The 24,170-nt window shown below is 41.8% G+C and carries 20 protein-coding genes; 5 read left to right on the forward strand and 15 right to left on the reverse strand.

Going from position 1 to position 24,170, the window contains the following annotated elements; all coding sequences use genetic code 11:
- Nucleotides 1-12: 12 nt before the first annotated feature.
- The 9 genes from IGK85_RS08660 to IGK85_RS08700 form a co-directional block, all read right to left on the reverse strand.
- The gene (locus IGK85_RS08660; RefSeq protein ID WP_008380107.1) at nucleotides 13-1,176 is read right to left on the reverse strand and encodes an FtsW/RodA/SpoVE family cell cycle protein; all 1,164 of its coding nucleotides are present in this window, start codon (nucleotides 1,174-1,176) and stop codon (nucleotides 13-15) included.
- Nucleotides 1,177-1,178: 2 nt separating this feature from the next.
- The gene (locus tag IGK85_RS08665; RefSeq protein WP_008380108.1) at nucleotides 1,179-1,478 is read right to left on the reverse strand and encodes a YlaN family protein; all 300 of its coding nucleotides are present in this window, start codon (nucleotides 1,476-1,478) and stop codon (nucleotides 1,179-1,181) included.
- A gap of 371 nt (nucleotides 1,479-1,849) precedes the next feature.
- The gene (locus IGK85_RS08670; RefSeq protein ID WP_005235735.1) at nucleotides 1,850-2,884 is read right to left on the reverse strand and encodes a diacylglycerol kinase; all 1,035 of its coding nucleotides are present in this window, start codon (nucleotides 2,882-2,884) and stop codon (nucleotides 1,850-1,852) included.
- Between the two features lie 10 nt (nucleotides 2,885-2,894).
- Nucleotides 2,895-4,325: an Asp-tRNA(Asn)/Glu-tRNA(Gln) amidotransferase subunit GatB gene (gene gatB, locus IGK85_RS08675; protein WP_005225979.1), complete on the reverse strand. Its 1,431-nt coding sequence runs from the start codon at nucleotides 4,323-4,325 to the stop codon at nucleotides 2,895-2,897.
- The gene (gatA, locus tag IGK85_RS08680) at nucleotides 4,322-5,794 is read right to left on the reverse strand and encodes an Asp-tRNA(Asn)/Glu-tRNA(Gln) amidotransferase subunit GatA (RefSeq protein WP_144330628.1); all 1,473 of its coding nucleotides are present in this window, start codon (nucleotides 5,792-5,794) and stop codon (nucleotides 4,322-4,324) included. Before gatA ends, gatB begins: the two co-directional genes overlap by 4 nt.
- Nucleotides 5,794-6,099 (reverse strand): Asp-tRNA(Asn)/Glu-tRNA(Gln) amidotransferase subunit GatC, encoded by a 306-nt coding sequence (gene gatC, locus IGK85_RS08685; protein WP_005225977.1) that lies wholly within the window; start codon nucleotides 6,097-6,099, stop codon nucleotides 5,794-5,796. Before gatC ends, gatA begins: the two co-directional genes overlap by 1 nt.
- Before the next feature lie 215 nt (nucleotides 6,100-6,314).
- On the reverse strand, nucleotides 6,315-8,345 hold the full coding sequence (gene ligA / locus IGK85_RS08690; protein ID WP_008380114.1) for an NAD-dependent DNA ligase LigA: 2,031 nt from the start codon (nucleotides 8,343-8,345) through the stop codon (nucleotides 6,315-6,317).
- 13 nt (nucleotides 8,346-8,358) lie between these two features.
- Nucleotides 8,359-10,602, reverse strand: coding sequence for a DNA helicase PcrA (gene pcrA, locus IGK85_RS08695; RefSeq protein WP_008380116.1), 2,244 nt, complete (start codon nucleotides 10,600-10,602; stop codon nucleotides 8,359-8,361).
- Nucleotides 10,603-10,816: 214 nt separating this feature from the next.
- Nucleotides 10,817-12,283, reverse strand: coding sequence for an alpha-amylase (locus IGK85_RS08700; RefSeq protein ID WP_008380118.1), 1,467 nt, complete (start codon nucleotides 12,281-12,283; stop codon nucleotides 10,817-10,819).
- A 205-nt stretch (nucleotides 12,284-12,488) separates the two neighbouring features.
- Between IGK85_RS08700 and IGK85_RS08705 the strand changes: the two genes are divergently transcribed.
- Genes IGK85_RS08705 through IGK85_RS08715 form a run of 3 tightly spaced genes read left to right on the forward strand, consistent with a single transcriptional unit; the run spans nucleotide 12,489 to nucleotide 16,097 of the window.
- Nucleotides 12,489-13,244 (forward strand): DeoR/GlpR family DNA-binding transcription regulator, encoded by a 756-nt coding sequence (locus IGK85_RS08705; protein ID WP_008380120.1) that lies wholly within the window; start codon nucleotides 12,489-12,491, stop codon nucleotides 13,242-13,244.
- On the forward strand, nucleotides 13,241-14,158 hold the full coding sequence (gene pfkB / locus IGK85_RS08710; protein ID WP_008380122.1) for a 1-phosphofructokinase: 918 nt from the start codon (nucleotides 13,241-13,243) through the stop codon (nucleotides 14,156-14,158). Before IGK85_RS08705 ends, pfkB begins: the two co-directional genes overlap by 4 nt.
- A 13-nt stretch (nucleotides 14,159-14,171) precedes the next feature.
- Nucleotides 14,172-16,097: a PTS fructose transporter subunit IIABC gene (locus tag IGK85_RS08715; protein WP_008380124.1), complete on the forward strand. Its 1,926-nt coding sequence runs from the start codon at nucleotides 14,172-14,174 to the stop codon at nucleotides 16,095-16,097.
- Between the two features lie 42 nt (nucleotides 16,098-16,139).
- Here the strand turns inward: IGK85_RS08715 and IGK85_RS08720 are convergent, their stop codons facing one another.
- Nucleotides 16,140-17,471 (reverse strand): hypothetical protein, encoded by a 1,332-nt coding sequence (locus IGK85_RS08720; RefSeq protein ID WP_008380126.1) that lies wholly within the window; start codon nucleotides 17,469-17,471, stop codon nucleotides 16,140-16,142.
- A 130-nt stretch (nucleotides 17,472-17,601) separates the two neighbouring features.
- Between IGK85_RS08720 and IGK85_RS08725 the strand changes: the two genes are divergently transcribed.
- Nucleotides 17,602-17,781: an SPJ_0845 family protein gene (locus tag IGK85_RS08725; RefSeq protein WP_008380128.1), complete on the forward strand. Its 180-nt coding sequence runs from the start codon at nucleotides 17,602-17,604 to the stop codon at nucleotides 17,779-17,781.
- 111 nt (nucleotides 17,782-17,892) lie between these two features.
- Here the strand turns inward: IGK85_RS08725 and IGK85_RS08730 are convergent, their stop codons facing one another.
- Nucleotides 17,893-18,774, reverse strand: coding sequence for a helix-turn-helix transcriptional regulator (locus IGK85_RS08730; RefSeq protein WP_008380130.1), 882 nt, complete (start codon nucleotides 18,772-18,774; stop codon nucleotides 17,893-17,895).
- A 316-nt stretch (nucleotides 18,775-19,090) separates the two neighbouring features.
- Here IGK85_RS08730 and tnpA point away from each other — a divergent pair, with 316 nt between their 5' ends.
- Nucleotides 19,091-19,543 carry an IS200/IS605 family transposase gene (tnpA, locus tag IGK85_RS08735; protein WP_315041940.1) on the forward strand — a complete coding sequence of 151 codons (453 nt, stop codon included), beginning with the start codon at nucleotides 19,091-19,093 and terminating at the stop codon, nucleotides 19,541-19,543.
- Between the two features lie 129 nt (nucleotides 19,544-19,672).
- Here tnpA and yihA read toward each other — a convergent pair whose 3' ends face one another.
- The 4 genes from yihA to IGK85_RS08755 form a co-directional block, all read right to left on the reverse strand.
- The gene (gene yihA, locus IGK85_RS08740) at nucleotides 19,673-20,257 is read right to left on the reverse strand and encodes a ribosome biogenesis GTP-binding protein YihA/YsxC (RefSeq protein ID WP_008382206.1); all 585 of its coding nucleotides are present in this window, start codon (nucleotides 20,255-20,257) and stop codon (nucleotides 19,673-19,675) included.
- Between the two features lie 70 nt (nucleotides 20,258-20,327).
- Nucleotides 20,328-21,572 carry an ATP-dependent Clp protease ATP-binding subunit ClpX gene (gene clpX, locus IGK85_RS08745; protein WP_005235713.1) on the reverse strand — a complete coding sequence of 415 codons (1,245 nt, stop codon included), beginning with the start codon at nucleotides 21,570-21,572 and terminating at the stop codon, nucleotides 20,328-20,330.
- Between the two features lie 226 nt (nucleotides 21,573-21,798).
- Nucleotides 21,799-23,082, reverse strand: a complete 1,284-nt coding sequence (gene tig / locus IGK85_RS08750) for a trigger factor (protein WP_005235710.1) — start codon at nucleotides 23,080-23,082, stop codon at nucleotides 21,799-21,801.
- A gap of 119 nt (nucleotides 23,083-23,201) precedes the next feature.
- Nucleotides 23,202-24,149: a hypothetical protein gene (locus IGK85_RS08755; protein ID WP_008382205.1), complete on the reverse strand. Its 948-nt coding sequence runs from the start codon at nucleotides 24,147-24,149 to the stop codon at nucleotides 23,202-23,204.
- Nucleotides 24,150-24,170 lie beyond the last annotated feature (21 nt).

A 24,170-nucleotide genomic window follows, 5' to 3' on the forward strand; every position in this document is an offset into this window, starting at 1 on the left:
CCATTCAATTGATCAATAATTCAAATAATATTGTTTCCTCTTTTCTTCGGCACTGATATTTAATACAAAACCAATACAAATCGACAGCATCAGCAAACTTGACCCACCCTGACTTAAAAACGGAAAAGTGATTCCCGTCAATGGGATCAAACCAGTGATCCCCCCTAAGTTGATGAAAATCTGAGACATAAATAATGTCCCTATGCCGATACACATCATGGAATTAAAGGGATCTCTTGAACGGATACCGACAAGAAAGATCCGTCCCACCATATAGAACAAAACGCCTAAAATGATGATCGATGGGATCAAGCCTAATTCTTCCATAACGATCGAAAATATATAATCGGTGTGCGCTTCGTTTAAGAAGCCACGTTTTTGGATACTATTTCCAAGCCCGCGCCCGAAAAGTCCACCGTTGAACATTGCGTAATACCCATTGACCATTTGATGACCTGTATTGTATTCATCAGCAAACGGGTTCAAAAAGGATGAAAAGCGACTATAAACATAAGCTGGTAAAAGCTTACCGCCAGTTAGATTCACAAATAGGACAATCAACATACTCCCAACGATACCTGCCAACCCCAATATCAAAGTGTACAAGTAATTCAATCCACTAGATAATAAAACGACAAAAGCCAGTAGCATGACGATCACAGCATTCCCTAAGTCGGGATAAAAGGCCATGATCCCGGTGTAGACGAAAACGATTCCGATTGGACGCCAAACCGTTTTCCAAAACTCTTGTTGGATGCCTTTTTGACGATAAGATAGCGTCACCGATAAAAACCAGATGACAATAAATTTCAAGTACTCAGCTGGTTGAATAGAAAAGCTCGCAATCGTTAACCAACCATGGGCCCCGTTTCTTCTTGGGAAAAAGAAAGCAGCGATCAATAAAAACAAGATGACGATCATGGCGATCTGGACAAATTTTTTATTCCGAAAAACATCCGTTTTCATTTTATACATGACAGTGATCGCTACTAGGCTCACCAACCAAAATAATGTTTGATTGATGACGTAAGAAGCAGCTGTGGTCGGTTGTGTGGCGGTCATCGCCACATAAGATGTGGAACTATAAACCATCATCAAGCCCGTGACACACATAACAATATATGGTAACAAAATACTATAATCTAATAAATGTCTTTTCTTTACTTTTTCTGGCAAGTTTATGCCTCCTTGCCGATTTCAGGTGTCCGCTGGTCTTCATAGACCTCGCTGTACAATTGGTTCAGATCTTTTTCGAGATCCGCCATCAATTGTTGTCCTGTTTGATTATCGACGATCCCCAAGCGGATCGCAAATGCCACTTGCCGTGATAGACCATACATCTGGGTATCAACCACTTCTTCAAATGCTTTGCATTGTGCGATACATAAACTATTTTCTTGGTTTCGGATCAGCTTTTTGATTCGTTCTGCGTCATCTCTAAGCAGATCTAGCGCTTTTGTAGAATCGATGTGCTCCATTCCGGTCCCCCCATTTCTTCGTTTCACCATTATAGCATATTCTCTCTGGCTTTTGCATCATTAGATTGCATAGAAATACGTAAATGACGAACTTTAACGAGTATATTTTCAAAAAGTTCGTTTTTTAGCGAAGATCGTTCGTTTTTTCAATTTTTCATTCGCTTTATCTTCATGAATCGCGCTAATAACCGTGAAACAAGCACCCGATGTGGAACATAACGCAAAAAACGTCCTTTACTAAAATTTAAGAAAAGCTGTTCTATCAACTTTTCTTAAAAATATTCCTGTTACTTTTTCCACAATTTATTTTTTAAAAAAAGAACAGGTCCAAAAGTCCCTGTTCTTTCACTTTGCATGAAAAGAAAAATCGTTTACCTTGTTTCGTCGCCGATCTTGCCATCTCCATTGATGTCCTCATCGGAAAGACGTTCGACTTCTTTAATAAAACCTTCGCTCATCTCTTGATAGTTCTGCTCACCAACGACCGCATCATCAGGAATTTGATCGACATTCGCAAAAAACTCAATATGATTGTGTAGATTTTCAAAGCGCATAGGAGCATCTCCGCCGTATTCACCATCAAGGTTGATCATTAATCGATTGACCTGCTCTGGCGCGTCTACTTCAAGAAAAGATGTTTTCGTATAAATCAGACGACGATCGTTGATGTGTTTCCCACCATTCATCATTAAAGCAACTAAGTGGACGATCTCAAAAATATTGGCCGTTTTGACAATGATCAACGAAAATTTCCCATCGTCAAGCTTTGCATCAGGCGCAATCTGTTCAAAGCCCCCCACTGAATTCGTCAGCCCTAAAAAGAACATTGAGGCTCCGCCAATGTATTCTCCGTCTTCATACTTTAGATGCATTTTGATCGGTTTGACGCGGGGCAGTAATTCGGCTCCTTTTGCTAGATAAGCTAAGTAGCCAAAAACACTTTTCAACTCAGAAGGAACATCATAGGTCAGTTCTGTTAAGTGTCCGCCAGCAGCGATATTGATAAAATACGTATTGGGTGTTTTTCCGACATCCATCTTCACCGTCTGCTGTTTTAAAATCACTTCCGCAGCTGCTTTGATATCGGTCCGAGGAATCTTTAGTGCACGTGCGTAGTCATTGGTGGTTCCTCCAGGAATAATCGCCATCTTCGGGCGTTTTTCTAATGGAGCGATTCCGTTGACGACTTCATTGATCGTACCATCGCCACCGGCCGCTACCACCAAATCAAAACCAGCTTCACCGGCTCTTCTTGCTTCATCACGGGCGGAAAATGGTGCAGCGGTCGTGGCAAACGCACTCGCCTCATAACCGCCTCTTTCCAAAACATCTAAAATATCTGCTAAATTTTTTCGAATCAATTCTTTCCCAGATGTCGGGTTATAGATTACTCTTGCTCTTTTCATCGCTTGCCTCTTATCGCTTTGCTAGTTCTTCTTGCAACAGCTTGTTCACAACGCCTGGATTCGCTTGTCCTTTGGTTGCTTTCATGATTTGACCAACTAAGAAACCAACTGCGCGGTCTTTTCCGTTTTTAAAGTCATCGACGGATTGTTGGTTGTTATCTAGTACTTCATTGATCATTGGTAATAATTGCGCAGGATCTGATAATTGGATCAATCCTTTGGCTTTTACGACTTCTTCAGCGTCGCCGCCGTTTGTGATCAATTCTTTGAAGACTTTTTTCGCAATCTTCGAACTGATCGTGCCATCGGCAATCAAACGAATCATTCCCGCTAAATTATCTGGTGTCAATTTCGTTTCTGGCAGTTCCAATTTTTCACTGTTCAGATACGCTGAAACTTCACCCATCAACCAGTTAGAAGCTTGCTTGGGATCCGCACCGGCATCAATGGTTTTTTCAAAGAAATCGGACATTTCTTTTGATAAAGTCAAGACCATTGCATCGTATTCTGGTAAGCCCAATTCAGAGATGTAACGGGCACGACGTTTTTGCGGCATTTCTGGCAAGCTTTGACGTACACGTTCGATCCATTCATCATCGATCACAAATCGTGGGATATCTGGTTCTGGGAAGTAACGATAATCAGAAGAACCTTCTTTGACACGCATCAATAATGTTTTGCTGGTTGCTTCATCAAAACGACGAGTTTCTTGTTGGATCTCACCTCCAGAAAGCAATACTTTGGCTTGGCGTTTTTCTTCAAATGCTAAACCTTTTTTCACGAAGGACATAGAGTTTAAGTTTTTCAGTTCTGTTTTTGTTCCGAATTGTTCTTGGCCGTAAGGTCGCAACGAAATATTCGCATCGCAACGCATAGATCCTTCTTCCATCTTCACATCGGATACTTCTGTAAACAAGATGATTGAACGCAATGCTTCTAGATACGCATATGCTTCTTCTGGTGAACGCATATCCGCTTCGGAAACGATCTCGATCAAAGGGGTTCCTTGACGATTTAGATCAACATAAGAATAACCGCCTTTGCCGTGCATGTTTTTCCCGGCATCTTCTTCCAAATGAACTCGCTCAATGCGGATTTTTTTCTTTTTACCTTCCACTTCGATTTCAATCCACCCATCATGACCTATCGGTTGATCGAATTGTGAAATTTGATAGGCTTTTGGATTATCAGGATAGAAATAGTTTTTGCGGTCGAAATGTGTTTCTTTTGAGATTTCACAATTCAACGCAAGCGCAGCTTTCATCCCAAATTCGATAGCCGCTTTGTTCATTACTGGTAAAACACCTGGATAGCCCCAGTCGATCACATTCGTGTTGCTATTTGGTTCAGCGCCAAAGTGAGCAGGTGCTGGAGAAAAAATCTTTGATTCTGTTTTTAATTCTACGTGGACTTCAAGCCCAATGACTGTTTCGAAGTTCATGCCTTATCCCCTCCTAAAATCACTGGTTTTTTCGTGTGGAAATCAGTTGCTTGTTCAAAGGCATAAGCCGCTTTATACATGGTTGCTTCATCAAAATGTTTCCCAATGATCTGCAAGCCGACAGGCAGTCCTTCAGAAAAACCTGCTGGAATCGACATCCCTGGCAGTCCTGCTAAGTTCACAGGAATGGTTAAAATATCATTCAAGTACATAGTGATCGGATCATTGATATTTTCTCCAATACCAAATGCTACCGTTGGGGAAGCTGGGCCAATGATCAAGTCGTATTGGCTGAAGACCTTATCGAAATCTTGTTTGATCAACGTTCGTACTTGACCGGCTTTTTTGAAGTAGGCATCGTAGTAGCCAGCACTTAGTGAAAACGTACCTAACATGATCCGACGTTTTACTTCTTCCCCGAATCCTTCACTGCGCGAATTAACATAGACATCTTCTAAATTGCTGACATTTTCTGAACGGAAACCGTAACGGATGCCGTCAAAACGTTGCAAATTAGAACTTGCTTCTGAAGAAGCGATGATATAGTAAACAGCTACCCCATACTTTGAATGTGGCAAGCTGACTTCTTCCACGGTCGCTCCTAACGCACGGAAAGTGTCTGCAGCTTTTAAGATCGCTTCTCGGACGCCCGCTTGAATTCCTTCGCCTAAGTATTCTTTTGGCAAAGCAACTTTCATGCCTTTGATATCACCAGTCAGACCTGCTGTAAAATCAGGAACAGCTGCCCCGGCTGACGTACTATCTTTTGCATCAAACCCACTGATGGCATTTAATGCGATGGCATTGTCTTTCACACCACGGGTCATTGGACCAATTTGATCTAACGAAGATGCAAACGCGATCAAACCAAAACGAGAAACCCGTCCGTATGTTGGCTTCAACCCGACGATTCCATTGAAAGCTGCTGGTTGGCGAATCGAACCACCCGTATCGCTACCTAATGATAAGGGGATTTGTCCCGCTGCAACGGCAGCCGCCGAGCCACCTGATGAACCACCAGGTACTTTTGTCTCGTCCCAAGCGTTTTTTGTTTTCTTAAAGAACGACGTTTCCGTACTCGCCCCCATCGCAAATTCATCCATGTTTAACTTACCTACTGGAATCATGTCTGCTTGGTAAACTTTGTCCATGACGGTTGCATCGTAGATTGGGTCAAAGTTGCCTAAAATTTTAGAAGCAGCTGTTGTGCGTAGATCTTTGGTAACAATGTTATCTTTGATCCCAATGGGAATCCCTGCCAACACATTGCTTTCAGTGATACCTTTTTGATCGATAGCTTGCGCTAACGCATGGGCTTTTTCTTCGTTCAATGCAAGAAACGCATCGACTTTTGGCTCTGTTTCTTTAATGCGAGCAAAGGTTTCCCTCGTTAGATCTGTCGCAGTAATTTCCTTTGACACTAATAAGCTATGCAATTCTTCTAAGCTTTTATTATATAGTTCAGTCATTATGCACCCGCCTCCCCATTGTCAATGATTGCAGGCACTTTAATAAAGCCTTCTTCGGATTCTGGAACATTTTTCATTAATTCATCACGGTCCCAGCCACCTGTCGTTACATCTTCACGCATCACATTGATCGTTTCTGCGACATTCGATGTAAAGGGTACTCCTGTAGTATCCACTTCTTCAAGTGTTTCTACCATATCAATAATTTTTCCTAGCTGAGAGGTAAACTCATGTAATTCATCATCTGAGAATGAAAGTTTTGCTAGTTTGGCAACGTGTTTGACTTGTTCTTCGCTGATCGCCATAAAATCCTCCTCTTTCTCGCATCCGTAATCTACGTTTACGTTTTTCCAATGTATTGTATCATTTTTTTAACAAATCATGAAATAGAATTTGAAAATTATCAAATATAATTGCAAATAAAAGCAGAAATCATTTCTTTCCTCGGATTGCAGGGAAGAAATGATTTCAATTAGACAAGAAGAAACAACTGCTTCTCGTCTGTGACAATACTTAACAGTTATTGATCTGCCGAATGACTGCCTTCGATCGCAGCCACCATTTGAGCTTCATCCCAAACGGTAACGCCTAGGGACTGTGCTTTGGTCAGTTTACTGCCAGCCTCTTCCCCGGCAACAACGATATCAGTCTTTTTCGACACACTGCCTGTTACCTTCCCACCGAGATTTTCAATTCGTTCCTTGGCTTCTTCGCGGGTGAAATGACTCAATTTTCCTGTCAAAACAACTGTTTTCTCTTTAAATGGCGACTCCACTTCTTCCAATTGATCCGTTCTCAGCCCTAAATAAGCAAAGTTAACACCCGCTTTTTCAAGTTCATCTAAAAGGTCGTGAACTTCTTGATTGTCAAAATACGTAACGACACTTTCCGCAATTGTAGCACCAATGGTTTCCAACGAAATGATCTCTTCTTCTTTGGCTTTGCTAAGGGTTCGAAGGTCACCAAAATGTTCCGCTAAAATCCGAGCCGCTTTGGCACCAACATGACGGATGCCTAGCCCGAAAATCAAGCGCTCAACTGAATTTTCTTTGCTTTGATGGATGGCACGCAAAAGGTTATTAGCTGATTTCTCTTTGATTTTATCGAGGGTCAGCAATTGTTCTTCTGTTAAAAAGTACAAGTCGGCCACATCTTTAACTAAGGATTTATCGAACATTTGCTCTAAAACACGTGGCCCTAAACCATCAATATTCATAGCATTTCGGGAAACAAAGTGGCTTAACCCCTCTTTGATCTGCGCCGGACACTTCGGATTGATACAACGCAAGGCAACTTCTTCATCTAAATGGATCAGCTCACTCCCGCATTCGGGACAATGTGTAGGCGATTCAAAGGGTTCACTTGTTTCCGTGCGTTTTTCTTCCAAGACTTTCGCAACCTCTGGAATAATGTCCCCCGCCTTATAGATGATGACCGAATCACCAATGCGAATGTCCTTCATTTTAATGAAATCTACATTATGCAAACTGGCGCGGCTGACCGTCGTTCCGGCAACCCGGACAGGGGTCATAACAGCGGTCGGTGTCACAACACCCGTTCGTCCCACGGTCCATTCGATCGTTTCGATCACTGTTTCCGCTTCTTCCGGTGGAAATTTATATGCCGCCGCCCATCGGGGTGCTTTTACGGTAAAGCCTAGCGCATCTTGATCTTTAAAATTATTGACTTTGATGACAACACCATCAATCTCGTAAGGAAGCTCACTGCGCTTGTCATGAAACTCTTCGATATATGCCCACACCTCATCGATGGTGTGGCACACTCTGCGTTCGTGATTTGTACGAAAGCCTAATTGATCTAATTCATTCAATGCCGAAAATTGATCATTGGCTTCAATCGGACCAAAATCAGCCAGTGTGTACAAGAAGGTGCTTAAGTTTCTTTGGGCTGCGATCCGTGTGTCTAGTTGTCGCAAGCTTCCAGCAGCTGCGTTTCTCGGATTGGCGAAAACTTCCACCCCTTCTTCTTCTCGCTGTTGATTCAACTTCAAAAACGAAGCCTTTGGCATATAGCATTCGCCACGAACTTCCAACGAGATTGGTTCTTTTAATTTTAGTGGGATCGATTTGACGGTCTTTAGGTTTTCTGTAATGTTTTCACCTACCGTACCATCCCCTCGAGTTGCTCCCCGAACAAAGCGCCCTTCTTCATATTTTAATGAGATAGACAATCCATCGATTTTTAACTCGCAGACATAATCTACCGCTTTCCCCAATGCTTTTTGAACACGGGCATCAAAAGCCACGATTCCTTCTTTATCAAACACATCGTTCAAACTATAAAGTGGGATATCATGGGTGACTTTTTCAAAGCCAGGTAAAATGATGCCACCTACTCGTTGGGTGGGCGAGTCTTCGGTTACTAGCTGCGGGTAGTTGGTTTCAATTTCAACCAGTTCTGCATACAGCTGATCATAGAGATAATCTTCAACAGAAGGTTGATCTTTTACATAGTATTCGTAGGCGTACTGATTTAATTGCGTACGTAGCTCTTCTGCTCGTGATTGGATTTCTTTTGAAGGGACATCCATCCTAATATCCTCCTTATTTTTCAACTTTTTCAATCGGCGCAAAGGCCGCCAACAGTCGTTTGACGCCTTGTTGTGGGAATGCCACATCTAATTCGATGTCTTGCGCGCTGCCAGTCGTCCGAACGACCGTACCGATTCCCCATTTTTTATGTTGAACTTTCTCGCCAACTTGCCATGTATTCCCCGCTGCAGAGGTCTGTTGCTTAGAAGTGACGGTCGTTTGACGCGGCTGTGTATAGCTCGGTTTAAAGACTTTTGGTTGAAACGGTGCAGCAGCTTTCGGCTGTGAACGCTCGCCTAATGATTGCAGCAGATCTTGTTCGATTTCTTCGATAAACCGTGACGGGCGATTGTATTGGGTACGGCCGTATAATGTTCTGGAAAAAGCGTTGGTCATAAAGAGCTCTTCCTCGGCACGAGTGATTCCCACATAAGCAAGGCGCCGTTCTTCTTCGAGTTCGCTTTCTTCCATTAAAGCTCGAGAAAGCGGGAAGATATTTTCTTCCAACCCAATTAAGAATACCACTGGAAACTCTAGTCCTTTTGCCGCATGCAAGGTCATCAAAGTCACTTGACTACTTTCTTCTTCATAACTATCGACGTCTGACAATAAAGCTAAGTCATTTAAGAAAACACTCAACTTCTCATCTGGTGCATCTGCATCGTCTTCGTTTTGCGCCTCAAACCGTTTGTCGAATTCTTGGGTAACCGATAAAAATTCTTCCAGGTTTTCAAGTCTAGCTTGTGCTTCTAAATTATTCTGGTTGACTAACTCTTGACGATAACCCGTTTTTTCTAATATTTCTTTCGTCAGTTCGGTTACTGAGAGGTAAGGAACCATTTGGGCGAAGCCATCCATCATCATCCCAAAGCTTCCTAATTCTTTGCCGGCCTTCCCCGAAATATTTGCTAACTCGACGTTCATGGCTGCTTCTAACAATGACCATTCATGAAGATTCGCAAACTCTCGTAGTTTCTCGACGGATGTCGCACCGATCCCACGTTTTGGTACATTGATGATTCGTTCCAAGCTGATGGAATCACGAGGATTGGCGATCGCCGATAAATAAGCCAAAATATCACGGATTTCTTTGCGGTCATAGAACTTTCTGCCGCCGACCATCGTATAAGGAACGTTGGCTTTTAAAAGCATTTCTTCAATGATCCGTGACTGCGCGTTGGTCCGATACAAAATCGCAAAATCACCGAATTTACGGTTCTTTTCTGCAATTTGTTTCTGCATTTCACTGACGATAAATCGCGCTTCATCTCGTTCACTATCCCCGCGATAATAAGTGATCTTTTCCCCATCACGATTTTCTGTCCACAGATTTTTATCTGGACGGTTGCGGTTATTTTTGATTACTTGGTTTGCCGCATTTAAAATCGTTTGCGTTGAACGATAGTTTTGCTCTAACAATATCGTTGCGGCATCCGGATAGTCTTTTTCAAAGTCTAAAATATTTTGCATGTTGGCGCCACGCCAACCGTAAATACTTTGGTCCGCATCCCCAACGACACAAAGATTTCGAAAACGAGCGGCCAATAAATTGACTAGCGTGTATTGGGCATGGTTGGTATCTTGGTATTCATCGACATGGATATAGTGGAATTTCCGTTGATAAAATTGCAGCGCATCTTCATTGTCTTGGAAGAGGCGGATCGTATTCATGATTAAATCATCGAAGTCCATGCATTGATTATTACGCAGCTCTTTTTGATATTTTTCATAACAACGACCTACGATTTGCTCAAAGAGACTACCTTCCATGGCTTGGTAAGCTTCAGGTGTCAACAGCTCATTCTTTGCATGAGAGATCGTTCCCAAAATAGAACGAGGATCATATTTTTTGGGATCGATATTCAATTCTTTTAATACTCGTTTCATCAGCGTATTTTGCTCAGAAGAATCAATGATAGTAAAATTCTTCGAATACCCGATTCGATCAACATCCCTGCGCAAAATTCTGACACACATCGAGTGGAAGGTTGAAACCCAAACGTCTTCACCACCCGATCCTAATAGTTGACTGACCCGTTCTTTCATTTCACGTGCCGCTTTATTCGTAAATGTGATGGCTAAAATATTCCATGGATTTACATTTTTTTCTTCTATTAAATAGGCGATTCGGTGGGTTAGGACACGGGTCTTCCCGCTTCCTGCCCCTGCCATCAGCAGCAACGGCCCTTCCGTATGCATAACGGCTTCTTTTTGCCGTGGATTCATGCGTTTAAGTAATTCACTTTTGGATGACATGCTTTTAAACATCCTTTCTTTCTCAATCTTCTCAATTATAGCATTATCCGTGAATGGGGAAAACCGAACGCTTTGAAAACTTTTAATTAAAAGCGCTTTGATTTTAGTACTCACGATGCCATCAGTTTTGAAAGAAAAAAGTCAGTCTATTGTTTGTTTACATAATAAAAAGGCTGTAAACTTACAGCCTTTTTATTATGTCTATTGCAAGAGATCAGCTAAAGTATTTCTCTACTAGCTTTTCATTCACATAGATTGACACTTGTCCATCATTTACCGGGAAAAGCCCTTTTCCGGTATCATCTAAGACAACTTTCGCTTCATTATTTCTCAATATATCTACGAATGTCTCTCCACCATGGATCGCGCTGATGGTCATTTCTTTTTCCGCACCTTGAGCATTGGTCATCACGACCGCCAATCCAGAAAGTTCGTGTTCATAATCCCCCGTTAATACCCAACCAATACAATTAGAATCATCAAAATAGTCCACTTGATTCCCAAATGCAAGCTTCTCTCGAAGTTTTAACATATGGATCAAAGCATCACCAACAGGAGCGATTTCTTGCGCTGGGATTCCGAATAAGTCACCCCAGAAAACAACCGGTACACCCGCTTTTCGTAAAAGGATCAATGAATAAGCATGGACTTTAAACCAACCGTCTATCCAAGATTGTAAACTTTGACCAACCTGTGTATCATGATTGTCCACAAAAGTCACGGCATAATCTTCGCGCGCGGCAGTCAGTGTGCCGGCAAAAATTTGACTCATATCATATTCGCCATTTGAGTGAGATGCTTCATATAAATTATAGTGCAAAGGCACATCGAATAAATAAATCAGATTTCCTGAAGAATCTAAATACTCTTCTAATTTTGGCAGATCCCCTGACCAATATTCTCCCACAACGAATAGCGGTTTGCCTTTTTCTTCCCGACGGTTCAAGATCCAGTCCGCATAATAATTGAACTCAATGTGTTTGACCGCATCTAAGCGATAGCCATCAACACCAGTCAGCTCTTGGTACCATTGCCCCCATTTATTGAGCTGTTCCACCGTCTCAGGATTTTCCATGTCCAGATCACAACCCATTAAGTAGTCATAATTGCCCATCTCATCATCCACTTGGCTTTCCCAGCCCTTATCAGCGAAGTTAAAAATCCCGTGGTCTTTGTTACGGTCATCATAATCAACACCAGAAAAATTATGCCACGTCCAAACGTAATCATTGTACGTCCCTTGACGTCCTGGGAATGTGAACTTGGTCCAGGCTTCGATTTCTTCCTCATCACTGATCGGTTCATTACGGTTTTCGGTATTGTATTTAACCGCTGGAACGACTTCTTTTTCATCGGCACCAATCAAGTGATTGAAAACGATGTCGGCATAAACCTCTATTCCTTGTTCTTGCAGTGCTTTGATGGCTTCTAAGTATTCATCCTTTGTCCCATATTTTGTTGGCACCGACCCCTTTTGATCGAATTCGCCTAGATCATAATAATCATAGACACCATACCCAACGTCTTCGGACCCAGCTGTCCCTTTATAGGCAGGCGGCAGCCAAATTGCGGTAAATCCATACTCTTTGATTTCTTTACTCATTTCTTTCAATTTGTTCCAGTGTTGGCTATCTGCCGGCAGGTCCCATTCGAACCCTTGTAAAATGACTTTGTTATTCATTTATTTATCCCCCCTTAATTCAATTAAGCCAAATAATAGTAAAAATTGTCAAATATAAGGACAGCAATCTCAGTAAAATGAAGGTTAGCATGACCGTTTGTGACCGATTTCTATTATTCACGCTTTCATTTTGAATGTTTTTTACTGTTTATGATTGATTTTGAATGAATCATATGTTACTATGGCAGGTGAAGAGGTGATGTAAATGCTTACAGAGGAGCGGCATCAAGCGATTTTGGCACGATTAGAGCAAGAGGAGATCGTCAAAGTCAGTGAACTGATCCAACTGCTGGATGCTTCAGAGTCAACAATCCGCAGAGATCTCCAAGAACTGGAAGATAAAGGGTTTCTAGTTAGAATTCACGGCGGGGCCAAAAAAAGCCAGCAATTAGGTTTTGAACCCAACATGTCTGAAAAAAAAGCGAAGTTTCAAACAGAAAAACAAAAAATTGCTCGCGCAGCCGCACAAACGATCAAAAATGGTGAAGTCATTTATCTAGACGCAGGAACAACGACCCTTGAAATGATCCCTTTCTTATCGACCATCACAGCGCTGAAAGTTGTCACGAACTCCGTCAAGCACGCTTCCCTACTGATTGATCACGGGATCGACACCATGATTTTAGGGGGAACCATTAAGATAGCTACGAACGCTGTGTTAGGGATCAATGCCGGTGAACAGTTGCGTAAATTGCGCTTTAACCGCTGTTTTATGGGCATGAACGGTGCTCATTCGGAAGCTGGTTTCACCACACCCGATCCAGAAGAAGCGCTGATCAAGCAGATCGCTCTGGAACATAGCCAACAAGGCTATGTCTTGCTAGACCATTCCAAGTTTCAGCAAACAACTTTTGCTCAAGTTGCTTTTATTGAAGGTGCAACGATCATCACCGATTATTGCCCAAAAAACTATTTAGCGAAATTCAGAGCAAAAACAACCATTATGGAGGTAATACAATGATTTACACAGTAACACTCAATCCATCGATCGACTTTATCGTCCACGTCGATCATTTGGAGATCGGTGCCCTTAATCGAATGAAACAAGACTTTAAACTACCTGGTGGCAAAGGAATCAATGTCTCACGGATTTTGAAGCGAATTGGCATCTCCTCGACTGCCCTTGGTTTTGTTGGCGGATTTACTGGTCGTTTTATTGAAGAGTGGCTGACCAAAGAGGAAATCAACAGCAATTTTACGCAAGTCGCTGCCGATACCCGGATCAATATCAAATTAAAATCCGGCGAAGAAACAGAAATCAACGGCCTTGGTCCAGTCATTCAAGAGCAAGAAATCGCTGAATTGAAACACCAATTAGCCGCTCTTTCTGCCGAAGACATCGTCATCCTATCAGGAAGTAAACCAGCTGGTCTTCCAGCCGACTTTTATAAAGAATTGATCAAAATCGTTAAAGAAGCTGGTGCAGAATTTGTCATTGATACGACTGGTGCGGAACTATTTGATGCCTTATCCGATCAGCCTTTGCTGATCAAACCAAATAATCATGAATTAGCGGAACTTTATGAAACTTCTTTTTCAACAATCGAAGATATTTTGCCTTATGGCCAAAGAATGCTAAAGGATGGCGCTAAAAATGTCATCGTCTCTCTAGGTGGTGATGGTGCCCTGCTCTTTACTGGCAATGAGATCTATCGCTCCAATGTGTTGAAACGACCTTTGAAAAATTCAGTTGGCGCTGGAGATTCCATGATTGCTGGATTCATTGGGCGTTACGCAAAGACCAAAGATGTGGTTGAAGCATTCAAATGGGGGGTCGCTTGTGGCAGTGCCACTGCGTTCTCAGATGATTTAGCTGAGGCGTCATTTATCGAAGAATTACTACCGGAAGTCATTATTGAACAAGTGAATCTATAGGAGGATGGAAAAAATGAAAATCAATGAGTTGATGCTGAAAGAGTCCATGATCATGGACTTGCAAGCAACAGACAAAAAAGGTGCCATTGATGAAATGGTAGCAAAATTATATGCTGTCGGACGGATTTCAGATGTCGAAATCTACAAAGAAGGAATTCTTGCCCGAGAAGCCCAAACCTCAACAGGGTTAGGTGACGGCATCGCAATGCCCCATGCCAAAAACAGTGCAGTCAAAGAAGCGACGGTTTTATTCGCAAAGAGTAATGCGGGTGTCGACTATGAGGCGTTAGATGGACAACCAACGTACCTCTTCTTTATGATCGCAGCACCAGAAGGAGCAAATGATACTCATTTACAAGCGTTAGCAGCTCTATCTCGCTTATTGATCGATCCAGATTTCGTTGCTAAACTAAAAACAGCGACAACTGCTGATCAAGTACAACAACTTTTCTCAGAAGCTGAGGCACAGCAAGAAGCCGATGCTTTAGCAGAAGAAGCGGCAAACCAAGAAGCAGCACCTGCTAGCGAACGTCCCTATATCGTCGCAGTTACAGCTTGCCCGACAGGGATCGCCCACACCTACATGGCAGAAGATGCTTTGAAAAAGAAAGCCAAAGAACTTGGTGTTGACATCAAAGTCGAAACAAATGGTTCGGAAGGAATCAAAAATCGTTTAACAGAAGCTGATATCGCCCGAGCTGCTGGTGTGATCGTAGCTGCAGATAAAAAAGTTGAAATGGATCGCTTTGACGGTAAACATTTAGTAAACCGTCCTGTGAGCGATGGTATCCGTAAGACCGAGCAATTAATCAATGAAGCAATGAGCGGAACTGCTCCTGTTTTTCACGGTAGCGGCCAAGCTTCTGATAAAGAGGACGCTTCAGCTGATGGTTCAGTCGGTCAACGAATCTATAAAGATTTGATGAATGGTGTTTCTCACATGTTACCATTTGTTATTGCCGGTGGAATCATGATCGCTATTTCCTTCATGGTGGACCAGTTCATGGGTGTCCCTCAAGATGCCTTGAGTCAATTAGGAAACTACAACCAAGCAGCTTCTTGGTTCAATCAAATCGGTAGCGCGGCATTTGGTTTTATGCTACCTGTCTTAGCTGGTTTCATCGCTTCAAGTATCAGTGACCGACCTGGATTGATCGTCGGTTTCGCAGCAGGTGCCCTAGCAAATACGGGTGGTGCTGGATTCTTAGGAGCATTGATTGGCGGTTTCTTAGCTGGTTATGTCATCAAGTTCTTGCGTTCATTATTCAAAGGTTTACCAAAATCATTAGAAGGAATCAAAACGATCCTCTTCTACCCTGTTTTCGGCCTATTGATCACTGGCTTCTTGATGTTACTGATCAACGTGCCAATGAAAGCCATCAATGACGGTTTGAATAGCTTCTTGACTGGCTTAAGTGGTACCAACGCCGCTTTACTTGGTGCTTTGTTAGCAGCAATGATGGCAGCCGATCTAGGTGGCCCAATCAACAAAGCCGCTTATGTTTTCGGTACTGCAACATTGGCAACGACCGTTGCTGAAGGTGGTAGCGTCGTGATGGCATCTGTAATGGCGGGCGGAATGGTTCCTCCATTGGCAATCTTTGTCGCAACGTTATTGTTTAAAAATAAATTCACCAAAGACCAAAAAGAAGCTGGTTTAACAAACATCGTCATGGGGCTATCCTTCGTCACAGAAGGTGCGATCCCATTTGCAGCAGCAGATCCATTGCGGGCGATCCCAAGCTTTATCGTTGGTTCTGCACTGACTGGTGCGCTTGTCGGTGCCTTTGATATCCAATTAATGGCACCACATGGTGGGATCTTCGTTGTTCTATTATTATCTAAACCAATTTTGTTCTTGCTATTCATCTTAATCGGTGCGATCGTTTCTGGCGTTGTATTCGGTTTGTTGAAAAAAGCGCCTGAACAAGCTGCCTAATTGAAAAGACCCGCAAGATCCTCGTGATCTTGCGGGTCTTTTTCATTCTTGATTGGTAAAGAGCTGCTGTTCGACTAGCTTTTGGGTATTCATAAAATACACTCGAAGTTTCTTGCCATTCTTTTTTAGATTGACCCACGTATATTTGCGCGTGCGGTGCAAATACCCAAAATGAACATCCGGCATCGCTGCTTTCAATCCGTCTATCGGCAGCTCCTTCAAGGCTGTTTCTGGTAAATAAAATTGTAAGCAAGCTGTGTAGTCTTTAAAGCGATCCTCTGAGTAATCAATTTCGAGGTGATTCCGAATATAAAAGGCATATGCCTCGACCCCATCATCTACAGTCAATTCCGGTTTTAATACAATATAATCCATCATGCGCAACCGATCTTGGTCGATCCAAGGAAAATACGCTTGTGCATTCAAGTAACCTTTCACCCGTCGCTCCTGGTACTCTTCGTTCACCAAATCGAAGCTTCGAGTGACGAAATGTGTCGCGTTACGCTTAGTCGTCGGCTGCAGCCGATCATTTTGGTACTGGATGGTTTGGATCAATTGGTCGCCAAAGGCGTACTCAATATATGGTTCCCTCAAAATACCGACGCCATTATCCCATGTCAATTGATCGATCCCAGTTTGATCGCGAAACAAACGCTGGTATGAAAGATTCAACTCGTGATCCCACTGAAACGGATCGCGATACAATTCCACCATCACGATTCCCTGATCTCTAACTTGGACCTGCTCGACTTGTTGCGCATCCGTAATGATCACCTGAGGAATAATACGAGCATAGAATACCGAAAAGTACATTCGCCAACAAGAGGTCAGTGTGTAGCCATTGTAAAAAACATCGTACCCAGCAAATTGATTGCAATCAATACCGATCTCTTGTTCAAAATTTTTCCGCTTCGGTAACGCGTTGATTTCAGCAATCGATTGAAAATTTTGTCTTTTCTCGATTCGCTCGACGTTATGCATCAGGTACTCATCATATGAACGCAAATAGCCAAACATTCCATCTCTTTGCATCGTTTCATCGAAGTAACTTAAAATCACTGTTTTCTGTGTGGAGAATACGTCTTTCGTAAACAGGTGCCGTTGTAAAACAGCCTCTTGAATGATATGGATACTGGACTCATTTTGGCCGTCCGTCACAATCAATTCAGTATTGATTTCTTCAGGGGCGCTATGCAGCAGTTGACTGACCTCATCAAAATCATAAGGTTTCTTTTCTTGCTGATTGTAATAGTATTCCGTCGGCTGATAGCTAAGACGAACCAAAGCGAACCAATTTTCAATCAACAAACGCAACTGTGATGCTTCCATTTGTGTCGATTGTAGAAAGCCGTAAATTTTTTCAGTTTTGATCATCGCTATCCCTCTTTTCTATCCCCTTTCTTTAATTATAGTAAAGGGAGAAACGATTGAACACTATTTCGCTTTTTTTTGGTGAAATCTACGACCGTTCGTGGTAAACTAAAGGCGCTTGGAGGTGAACCTTATGGGCTTAAAATTCCAACGAGAAGACTCGCTAGATAAAATGTTTGATGATTTTGCCTTTCTTCCCGATAACGACAAAGACAATAAAAAGCAGGAAAAGGACATTGAGCGTTTCTTAAAAAACGAACCTGATGATGAAAAAGAGCAAAAAAAAGCAAATAATATAAAAAAAGCAGACTAACAAAAAAGGCACAGGACTGTGAGGTCCTTGCCTTTTTTACCTTTTTAGCTAAGAAATGAGCGACCAAATCAACTTATCTGGGAGAATTAGAATCTGATCCTCCTTCTCACATTACAACTCTTCATATAAAACACTTTGCCGTAAGCGAATCAAGCCGATAATCACCAGACAAAGAATGAAAACGACGCCTGCTAGGATCGTGACCACAAAGCCAGCTACCACGATTGGGGATTGAGTAAAGCGAATCATTGGTTCAAAAAAAGTGGTTTTGATCAAATCCGGGATGTCTGTCGCTAGCAGTTGCTGAATCGCATGATTGAAATCCTTTGCCGTTGCACTCGATGGCAAAACAGCCATAAAACTCCCTACACCATAATTTGCAACTCCAATCCATGCAACAGCAACATTTCCTAATGCAAGTAATCCGATACCAACATTTCCAACAACAACCGATCCAACGGCGATATTTCCTATACCAACGAGCAAGGCAAAACAGAAATGACCAAAAGCGAACGCGCCGATGCTGATGGTCCCGATTGCCAACGCGCCAAAGGACATAACACCGATCGATAGCAGTCCCAAACTGATAAGCCCCATAGCAATGACCCCTTTGGCTTTAACGCCAAGACAGAACCAGCCAGACGCAGTGGGTACCTCTTTCATCAGAACAAAAAACTCTCGAACGCTCGTCACTTGATTCAGTAATAAGAATAAATTGGGAATCAAAATGTGCATTAACGGAAGCCGTAGAACCCTCCGTTCACTTTTGTATTCATAATAGTAGGTTTCTTTCTTTTCTTTTAATAGCTCTTCCACTGGAGTGCCTAATAAATCGGCGAGACGAACCAATGTCTCGATGTCTGGCAACCCATTTCCTCGTTCCCATTTTGAAATGGCCTTATCAGAAACAAATAACCTCGCAGCTAATTCCTTCTGGGTTAAGTTATGTCTTGATCGATACTCTTTTAATTTTTTACTTAATGTTTCATGCATTTGACCACACCTCCTTGTTACAAGTTTAACAAATATTAAGGAGATTTTCGCTAAAATTGGGCAAATTTGGCACTCTACGCTCCGTAGAATAGCCTAAATCCCCAATTTTTACTTTTAAAAAGCAAAAAAACGAAGGGAGCGACTTGCTCGCTTCGTTTCTTTATTAATGACTTTAGTCAGTTTCGTTCGCGTAGCGTACGAAACAAAAAAACCGCGCGTTTCTACGCGTGGACGAAATAGCTTTAGCGATAAAAAACTCCTTTCGATATACTAATAGTGGCTACCAACCGCATATCAGATCGAAAGGAGTTTTTTTATGTCTAACGACGATAAAAGTTTAGCACATACCAGATGGAATTGTAAGTATCACATAGTCTTCACCCCGAAGTATCGACGAAAAGTGATTTATGGAAAGTTAAGAGTAAGTATTGGTCAGATATTAAGAAAATTGTGTGAGATGAAGGATGTTGAAATCATTGAAGCTCTTGCCATGCCTGACCATATTCATATGTTAGTAAGAATACCACCAAAGATTAGTATTTCTAGTTTTATGGGCTACTTAAAAGGACGAAGTGCAACCTTAATCCATGAAAAACATGCGAATTTGAAATATAAGTATGGGAATAAAAGCTTTTGGTCCAAAGGATACTACGTGAGTACGGTTGGGTTAAATCAAAAAACAATCGAAAAATATATTCGAGAACAAGAAGCAGATGATCGAATAAGAGATAGTATAAGTAAACAAGAGTATGTAGATCCATTTAAATAGTTAAAGAGAGATAGGGCTGTGAGCGGTTGGTGGTCATTTAAAAAGCCCCTTTTAAGGGGCTAGCGAGTGGTGAGCCCTTCTAGGGCTGTTAAAAAGCCACCCGTTTCACGGGTGGATATTTACTCAAAATTATTTGATTGCTGCTTCGATGGCTTTCCATGCTTCTTCTTTTCCTTGTTTGGTAATGGAAGAAAAAAGAATGAACGTATCAGCTGGATCAAAGGACAACGCTTTTTTGATCATACTTTCATGCTTATTCCATTTCCCACGAGGGATTTTGTCTGCTTTGGTGGCAACAACGATCACAGGGATCTCATAATACTTTAAAAATTCATACATTTGAACATCTTCTTGGGAAGGTGCATGGCGCAAATCTACCAAAGATACTACTGCTCGCAGCTGCTCTCTTTGTTCGAGGTACGTTTCAATCATTTTTCCCCATTTTGCTCGCTCGGTTTTTGATACTTTTGCATAGCCATAGCCAGGGACATCGACAAAATGCAGCGTATTTTCAATCAAATAAAAATTCAATGTTTGGGTTTTCCCCGGTTTTGACGAGGTTCGGGCTAAGTTTTTACGGTTAATCAATGTATTGATAAAGGAAGATTTACCGACATTGGAGCGCCCTGCTAAGGCAATCTCCGGTAAGGGTGTATCTGGGTATTGTGCTGGTGAAACAGCACTAATGACGATCTCAGCTTCATGTACTTTCATTGGATCGCTCCTTTTCATTTTTTTCAAAAAGAAAGCCGGATAGCAATGAAACTATCCGACTTGGTCTCGATTAGACTGCTTTTTTTGTCTCTTCATTGTAAATGATTTTTGGTTCGCCAAGTCCTTTCGCAGCTTCTTCCGTAATAGTGACTTTTTGAATCGACTCATCAGAAGGAACATTGAACATGACTTCCATCATGATATTTTCGATGATCGAACGTAATCCACGAGCACCGGTGTTTCGCTCAATTGCTTGCGCAGCAATCGCACGTAAAGCCTCTGGCTCAAATTCGAGTTCTGTGTCATCTAATGCCATCAATTTTTGATATTGTTTGACAAGGGCATTTTTTGGTTCAGTCAAAATATGCACTAAATCATCTACCGTCAATTTCTCTAAAGCAGCCATCACTGGCAAACGGCCGATAAATTCAGGGATCAAACCGAATTTAAGCAAATCTTCAGGAATGATCTGTTGCATCACGCTCTCGCCTTCTTCAAGACGTTTGTTGTTTGTACCAAACCCAATGGTTTTTTCACCTAAACGGTTTTTAACAATTGTTTCGATCCCGTCAAACGCCCCACCAACGATAAAGAGAATATTGGTCGTATCGATTTGGATCATCTCTTGATGCGGATGTTTCCGTCCCCCTTGAGGCGGCACACTAGCAGTGGTTCCTTCTAGGATTTTCAGCAAAGCTTGCTGAACACCTTCACCGGAGACATCACGAGTAATCGATACATTTTCACTCTTACGGGCGATTTTATCGATCTCATCAATATAGATAATCCCTTTTTCAGCCATTTCTACATTATAATCAGCAGCTTGTAAAAGCTTCAAAAGAATATTTTCCACATCTTCACCGACATAGCCGGCTTCTGTTAAACTGGTTGCATCAGCGATTGCAAAAGGCACATTCAGTGAACGTGCTAGCGTTTGTGCCAAAAATGTTTTACCTGAACCTGTTGGTCCGATCAAGCAAATATTGCTTTTCTGTAACTCCACATCTTCAGCTGTCGTTTCTACATTGACGCGTTTGTAGTGATTATAAACCGCTACAGCCAATGTTCGTTTGGCACGATCTTGTCCAATCACATATTCATTGAGGACATTCAATAGTTCTTGCGGTTTCGGCACTTCGGTAAACTCCCGAACTGCTTCTTCGTAAAACTCTTCATCAATGATTTCTTTGCACAAATCAATGCACTCATTACAGATATAGACCCCAGGCCCTGCAACGATCTTTTTCACCTCTTCTTGCGTTTTTCCGCAAAAAGAACAACGAACAGCTTCATTACCGTTTGTATTATCGTACATACTGTTCACCCCTTGAAAATTTTCCAACCTATTTAAAGGAGTGGAATTTGGTTTACTAACTTTGCAGTCTTAAACAATCATATCATAACTTTTTTGAAAGAAAAAGTCATTTTTACTTTGCCTAACGTTTTCTTATCATTTGTTAGTAATTCCAAAATATCCCCTATTTACTCCCATGAAAAAACGGCCAACACCACTAGATGTTCGCCGTTTTTAAGAGTTTTGCCTACGCTTCTTTTGCAGTGCCTGTTACAAGTTCAACTGCTTTTTTCATTGTAATATCATGTTTCAACATGTCTTCTGTTAAGACGCGTTTGATTTGATCTACTGGCATATTGTAAGCTTCAGAAAGTTCTTTGATTTCTTTTTCGATATCTTCTTCTGTTGCTTCCAAACCTTCTTCTTTAGCGATTGCTTCAATGACAAGGTTTGTTTTCACGCGTGTTTCTGCTTCGCCTTCAAATTGTGTGTGAAGATCTGCTTCAGTTGAACCAGTTAATTGATAATACATTTCTGGTGAGATTCCTTGACGTTGCATATTGTTCAAGAACTCATCCATTGAACGGTGTACTTCATCATGTACCATTGAATGTGGTAATTCAACGATTTCTGCGTTTTCAACTGCTTGACGGATCGCAGCTTCATCTTTTGCATCTTCTGCTGCTTTTTCTTTTGTTTCAGTCAATTCAGCACGATATTTTTCTTTTAATTCAGCTAATGATTCAACGCTGTCATCAACGTCTTTTGCGAATTCATCATCTAATTCAGGAAGTTCTTTTGCTTTTACTTCGTGAACCGTTACTTTGAAGACTGCTTCTTTACCAGCTAAATCTTCTGCTTGATAATCTTCTGGGAAAGTCACGGTAACGTCTTTGCTATCGCCAGCTTTTGTTCCTACTAATTGTTCTTCAAAACCAGGGATGAATGAGTTTGAGCCAAGTTCAAGTGAGTAGTTTTCACCTTTGCCGCCTTCAAATGTTTCTTCTCCTAAGAAGCCTTCAAAGTCGATAACGACTGTGTCGCCATTTTCAGCTGCTTCGTCTTCTTTGATAACTAATTCAGCTTGTGCTTCTTGTTCGCGTTTGATGCGTGCATCAACGTCTTCTTCTGTTACTTCACGGTCTTGTTTTTCAACAGTTAAATCTTTGTAATCACCAAGTTTTACTTCAGGTTTTACAGTAACTTCTGCTTTGATTACCCAGTCTTGACCTTTTTCCATGCTGTCAACGTCGATTTTTGGTTGCGAAACAGGATCGATCCCTGCTTCTTTTACAGCAGCTTCATAAGCTTCTGGAAGAACAGCGTTCAATGCATCTTCATACAACGCTTCTTCGCCGTACATACGGTTAAATACTTGGCGTGAAACTTTCCCTTTACGGAAGCCAGGTACGTTAAGATTGCCTTTCACTTTATTGAATGCAGTCGTCAAGCCTTTTTGGATTTCCGCTTGAGCGATCGTAAATGTCAAAACACCATCATTGGTGCCTGTTTTTTCCCATTTTGCAGTCATTTATTTCCCTCCGAATATTAATTGATTTACATATGAAATAGCTTCATGCATACCTTTAAATAGTACACTAACGTTGTTTAATTGTAAACATTTTACCATGAAAGTTGCGAATTTTTCTTTCAGCGAATGCTCAAACGTAGGATATTGCGCAAGTGTCGTTTGCGTTCTTCCATTTCATTGTCTGCTTTTGGCTGTTCTTTTTCTTCAAATAACCCGCGATAATCTTCAATGTAGCTTGCCACCCATGCGTTTGCCTCTTCTTTTGCCGGTAAAAACGGGTAACTTATCGCTAAATGATCATCGATTTCTGCTGAGACACTTTCCGCTAAAATCGGGTCCTCTTGGGCGATCGTTTCTTCGATCGCTTTATGGATCGCTTTAACAGCGTCATCCTCCTGTAAAAGTTTCAATTCTTTCGGAACGATTTGCTGCATATTCCCAAGGTAATCGATTAGGTCAAAAGGTTCGTCCACTTCAAGACGCACGAGCTCATCCACTAATTTAGGTAGCAAATACGGATTTTTGATGGAAGCCAACGTGTCATGCATCAGCGAGATAAATTGTGATTTGGTAATTGCTTGGGTAAAAACGTGCCACTCTGTTGCACTCACCGGTTGATTGGCTTCATCTAATGCGCGTAAATGCTTGCGTTTCCCATGAAAATCTTCCAATCCTAAAATTTGTTGTACTTCTTCTACTTTAGCTAGTTCACTAGCCAACTGTTCCTGATAGCGTTTTGGAATTTTTGTTTTCTGACCTAATGTAAGCCAGCGCCGAGTTTTTAAGTATTGACCATCCAAGATCAGCAGATGACCAATTTGTAAAAAACCATCAGTTTGTTTCAAATAATCATCTAGATAGTCTTCCGCAAGATCTAACGCTTTGGCAAAATCATTCAGCTGTTGCAAGCATTCCACGAGCCATTGATTGATCTCAAAACTGGCGTTTTTTTGATAAAGTTCATTGTACAAACGATAAGCCTGCAAAAACTCTTTTGACTGGTAGGCTTTTTCTGCCGCCAGACGAAGCCGCTCATTTGGTCCTGGGAAATCAATCGTCTCACCCATTCACGACCCCTCCTTTACTAA

Origin of the sequence: Enterococcus sp. AZ015, from assembly GCF_050499225.1 — a bacterium.
Taxonomy (GTDB): domain Bacteria; phylum Bacillota; class Bacilli; order Lactobacillales; family Enterococcaceae; genus Enterococcus_D; species Enterococcus_D entomosocium.